Here is a 4,756-nt window from a genome sequence, read left to right on the forward strand (position 1 = left end):
ATACCTTGCCTCGTCGCTCGCGCGGGCAGGCTGACCTGGCAAGCCCTATTCCATCGATGGCAAAGCGCCGTTTTCGATTGCCGCCGCCAGTTCTTCGGCATCGACCGCGCCGTCCTTGCTGGTGTCCAGCGCGTCGTAATCCTGCTGTGTCAGATCGGCATATTCGGTCTGCATTTCACTTAGCGAGTAGAGCCCGTCCTGATCGGTGTCCATCTCGTGGGCGAAGGCTGCGCCGGCGATGGCCAGCAGCCCGGCCGAGGCGAAGCCGATGATGCGTGTCGCGTTCATTGTCATGGTCTCCTGCAAGGTGATGATTTCGAGCGGATCGGGATCAGAAACCCGGCCGCGCGGATCCGTGGCCTTCCGGCCCGGATCGGTTCGACACGGGGGCGCGGACTGCAACGGGCTGCGGGCGGACAGCAGCCCAGAGGACCGGGGCGGACAGACCCAGCGAGATCAGGATGAAGATCATTGTCGTTTCCTCCTTTTGGCGTCGCGCCGCATAATCTATGAGGCGCTTGAAATGAAGACGCTGCTCGTCACGTCCGTTACATGAAGGCATCAGGCCGGACGGGCGGGCCGGGCCGCTTCGCCGTCGCCGTCACGCATGCGCCCGTCGTCCCAAGAGGCCGAGCGCGACGATCGCCACGGCCCCCAGGCCGAAAGCCCAAAGCATCCAGGTGGGCAGATAGAAGGTCATGTAGACCTCCCATCCCAGCTTGCCGATGGTCTTGGTCACCAGCGACGGCGTGCCGTTGAGCGATCCGCCCAGCGTGCCGGTGATGGTCACGACGGTTGCGCCGATCAGCGTCATCACGAATGTCACCCAACGCTGTGCACCCTCGAACAGATGACTGCGATAACGATAGCCAAGCACGCCCAGCACCGTCCAGTAGCTCAGCGTCCAGGTTGCCAGCATGATATGGTTGCGGCCCAGCGGCGACTGGGTGATGGCCGACCAGGGATAGATCGACAATCCCAGACCATAGGCCATGAACCCGGCCAGCGAGCCCAGCAGGATCAGCGGCCAGACCGATTTTTCCAGGCGCACCGCAAGCACGGAATCCGAAAACACCCGGAAGAAGACGAACAGCGCCGCCGTCAGCCAGAGCGCGATCGGGAAATGCACCACGAGGATGTGGTAGACCGGCGAAAGCGAAAATCCGGCCATCCCTTCGACCGCCGTTTCGACGCCGCCGCCGCCGCCATGCGCCCGCGCGGCGCCGGCGCCAAGCGCCAGCAGCGCGGTCGTGGCCAGCGCGGTTCGCAGCGTCGGCAGATATGGATGGGCAGGTGTCATGGTCCGTTCCCCGGGTTCGGATATGTGGTGATCCGCTTTGCAACGCAGGCTCATGCCGTCCCCTCCGGGCGACGGAACAGCAGGACCATGGCGACGCCGAATGCCACGATCAGCGACAGGCTGAGCCCCAGGGTCCAGAGCCATTGGCGGCGGATCTGCGGAGCAAATTCCATCTCGATCCCGTAAAGCGCAAGCTGGCGTTCGCTGTGCTGGTAGGCGGCCGGCACACGCGCCGCGATCCGGTCCGCACCGGGGTGCTGGCGCGGGTCGGTCAGGCGACCCCAGGTGACCTGGCCGGGATAATAGATCGGCACCTCGGTCCAGGGACCGGTGAAATCGGGCTGGCCCGGCGGGGACGGGCGTGCGGTGATCTGCGCCGGCTGGTCCAGCCCCAGCGAGACCGGCAACGAGACATAGTGCCAGCGCATCGTGGCCGAGTTGCGAAACACCGCGAAGGCCAGGTCATAGCTGCCGCCCTCGCGGAAGATCTTGTCTTCCAGCGGATCGCCGGTATCCATGGCGCGTTGCAGCGTCACGTCCCAGAACCCGTTGCGCCAGCGCGCCGCGGCCGGCATGGCGATGTCCGCGCGCGATCCCGTACCCGCCCGCAGCACCTGCGCCGGAAGGGTGTCGCCCTCTTGCCAGCCGGCGGCCGGATCGAAAGGCACCGCTGCGGCCTGCGACAGGAAATAGGCGGTGTCGAACCCGACCTCTCCGGCGGTCGCGGCATCGACGGTCAGCGGCGCGCCCGGATCGGTGTCGGGGTCGAACATGAAGCGCGGCGAGCCTGTCCTCTCGTCGAAGTTGGAAATGTAGGGCGCCATGCCTGCATCCGGTTCGCGCGCCGCGCCGACAGATGTATCATCGGCCTGCGCCAGCGGATTGGTGCGGGCGGACTGCCAATCCCACAGATCGAGGAAATAGCCCGCCTCGCGCAGTTGTTGCAGTTCACTGACCGGGCGGATGCTGTCGAAATTGTTTGGCTCCGCGCGCGTTTCGGGCAGGTATTTGCTGCGCTCCTCCGCGGTCTCGGGCACGCCGGTGAAGCTGGTCAGCCCGTCGCCGACGGTGATATAGCCGCCATAGCGCGAGAACAGCGGCACCGATCCGTCATCGACCATCATTGCCACGCGGTCCTGCACCAGCCGGTCCGGGTCCGGCCCGACCTCGGACCCCTTGCGCAGAGACCAGCCACCGTTTTCAAGGACAAGCAGGTCGTTGATCAGGTTCGGATCGGGCGCCGGCCAGCGATACCGGAACCAGATCGTCTCGCCGTCATAGGCGACCTTGACCTGCAAGGTGCTGTTCAATTCGTCGGGAATGACGATGTTGCGTTCGGGATCGTCCCTGACGATGCCGGTGCCATGCGTCAGCCAGGCCGCGACCAGCAGGCCTGAAAAGATCGCCGTTGAGGCGACCAGATACGTCACTCGTGTTGCCATTCCATCGTCCCCCTCCGCGGGCGGGCTTGTGCGCTGCCGCGAATTCACGTCTGTTTCATGGTCGAAGGTCGGTCTGACCAGACGCTTGCCACCGCTTGATCGTCATCGTTCCTTCCTTGACCGCCGGATCGTCGCGCCGGCTTCAGGTAAGGACGCTTGGCCGCGCGATCCATTACTGATCCCGTTGATCCTGGGCGAATTCTGGCAGCCGCTTCGCGCGAAGACCGGCGGCACACGGCAGCCGCGTTTTTCTGGCCGGTCGATCCGGGGCCCGCAGCGGCAGGGGCTTCATGCCGCCTGCCAGTGCGCTGGTTTCCCCATCCGGGTCATGCGCGGGGCTGGAAATCACATCTAGGGATTGCGTCGGATCGGCGCAGGATCTGGTCCGGACCCTTCGGCCGACCGGCGCGATCCGGGAATCGTTGGCGCTACTCGGCCGCCATGTCGCGTTGTTGCATCCGGGGCGCGGCGTAGAGATAGTCCCGCGTGATCGGCACGGCGTCTACCTTGCGGGCAAGCTGCACCTGGAACACGACCTGCCTGTTGTGGCGGAAGGTCTGTTCGCATGCCGCAAGATAGTATCGCCACATGCGGCAGAACCGGTCGTCATAGAGGTCGCGAACACGGTCGATGTTTGACATGAAACGGTCGTGCCAATGGCGCAGGGTAAGGGCGTAGTGCATCCTCCAGACCTCGATGTCCTGAGACATCAGATCGGCCTTTTCCGCCGCTGCCATCATTTCCGACAATGCCGGGATATAGCCGCCCGGGAAGATGTATTTCTCGATCCAGGGTGAATTGGCGCCGGGGGGCAACGTGCGGCCGATGGTATGGATCAGGGCGATGCCATCGGGCAGCAGCTTGTCGTGAACGGTGCGAAAATACGCGCGGTAATGCGGGCTTCCGACATGTTCGAACATGCCGACAGAGACGACGCGGTCGAACCTGCCCTCGACCTCGCGATAATCCATCAGCTGAAACCTCGCCCGGTCGGACAACCCGGCGGCGCGGGCGCGTTCATTGGCAACGCGGTGCTGTTCTTCGCTGAGCGTGACGCCAAGCACCCGGGCGCCGTGATCACGCGCGAGGGTCAGCCCCAGGCCGCCCCAGCCGCACCCGATGTCCAGCACGTTCATGCCCGGCTCGATCAGCAGTTTTTTGGCGATATGCGCCTTTTTCTGCGCCTGCGCCTGCTCCAGCGTGTCCGTTTCCGAATGGAAATAGGCGCAACTGTACTGCTTGTCGGCGTCGAGAAAGAGATCGTAGAGTTCGCCCGACAGATCATAATGGTGCGCAACGCGTGCGCGCGCGCGTCTTGCCGGGTTATATTGACGGGTCACGCGCGCCAGATAACGCAATTTCCACAACATGCGATGAAGGGGATGCTTCCACGCATTCGCGCTGTTGAGAATGGCGAGCCGCAGAAATCCGTGAAGATCGTCGCCATCGATCGTGAAGGTGCCGTCCATGTAGCCTTCTCCGATCCCCAGATCCGGGTTCAGCATGATGCGGCGGGGCAAGCTTGGATCGTTTATCCGGACCGTCACCGGCTGGCCCGTGCCGTCCCCGTAACGGCTGGGTGATCCCGTGGGCGGGTGGACAATCAGGGTTCCCTGCCGCACCGCCTGTCTCAGCAACTGGTCAAGAAATGTCATCCACATCAGGATTTACCCATGCAGCAGCATATCCGGGGTCGGCGCCGTTATTCGAACGGTGCCGCCCGCTGAACGTTCTGTAAAGGCGGGATGTTCCCCGCATCCTGCCGAAAAGTCGCCCGGACTGCGGAACCTGAAAGCAGCCGGATGGTTGAACCCTCGGGTGCCTGCGCCGCGCGGGCCGGAATGTTGGACTGCCCGGAGGGCCCGCAGTGGCGTTTCCTGGATTTCTTGCAGAGCCGTGGTTCGTCCTGTCCTGGTATGGGTTCGGCATGGCCGCGGCGGCCTGGGCGCTTTACGACATGCTGGCCGTCAATACCGCGGTCAATCCGCCGCTCAAGGCCGCTTGGCCGATCATC

At 64.2% G+C, this 4,756-nt stretch carries 4 protein-coding genes; all 4 read right to left on the reverse strand.

Annotation, left to right across the window (positions count from 1 at the left end; translation table 11 throughout):
• Positions 1 to 45: 45 nt before the first annotated feature.
• Entirely contained in the window at positions 46 to 288 is a 243-nt protein-coding gene (locus B4L36_RS09725) for a hypothetical protein (protein ID WP_292956101.1), read from the reverse strand.
• A 313-nt stretch (positions 289 to 601) separates the two neighbouring features.
• Positions 602 to 1,300: a hypothetical protein gene (locus B4L36_RS09730; RefSeq protein WP_292956104.1), complete on the reverse strand. Its 699-nt coding sequence runs from the start codon at positions 1,298 to 1,300 to the stop codon at positions 602 to 604.
• 50 nt (positions 1,301 to 1,350) lie between these two features.
• Positions 1,351 to 2,742 (reverse strand): ethylbenzene dehydrogenase-related protein, encoded by a 1,392-nt coding sequence (locus B4L36_RS09735; RefSeq protein ID WP_292956107.1) that lies wholly within the window; start codon positions 2,740 to 2,742, stop codon positions 1,351 to 1,353.
• Between the two features lie 428 nt (positions 2,743 to 3,170).
• Positions 3,171 to 4,403: an SAM-dependent methyltransferase gene (locus B4L36_RS09740; protein ID WP_292956110.1), complete on the reverse strand. Its 1,233-nt coding sequence runs from the start codon at positions 4,401 to 4,403 to the stop codon at positions 3,171 to 3,173.
• Between the last annotated feature and the right edge of the window lie 353 nt (positions 4,404 to 4,756).

The sequence above is a fragment of the Paracoccus sp. UBA889 genome, assembly GCA_002294185.1.
Classification (GTDB): Bacteria; Pseudomonadota; Alphaproteobacteria; order Rhodobacterales; family Rhodobacteraceae; genus Paracoccus.

What these genes read in the sequence shown, in the direction of transcription:
- B4L36_RS09725 (WP_292956101.1), bottom strand. Translation starts at nt 288, where the DNA reads ATGAACGCGACACGCATCATCGGCTTCGCCTCGGCCGGGCTGCTGGCC.
- B4L36_RS09730 (WP_292956104.1), bottom strand. Translation starts at nt 1,300, where the DNA reads ATGACACCTGCCCATCCATATCTGCCGACGCTGCGAACCGCGCTGGCC.
- B4L36_RS09735 (WP_292956107.1), bottom strand. Translation starts at nt 2,742, where the DNA reads ATGGCAACACGAGTGACGTATCTGGTCGCCTCAACGGCGATCTTTTCA.
- B4L36_RS09740 (WP_292956110.1), bottom strand. Translation starts at nt 4,403, where the DNA reads ATGTGGATGACATTTCTTGACCAGTTGCTGAGACAGGCGGTGCGGCAG.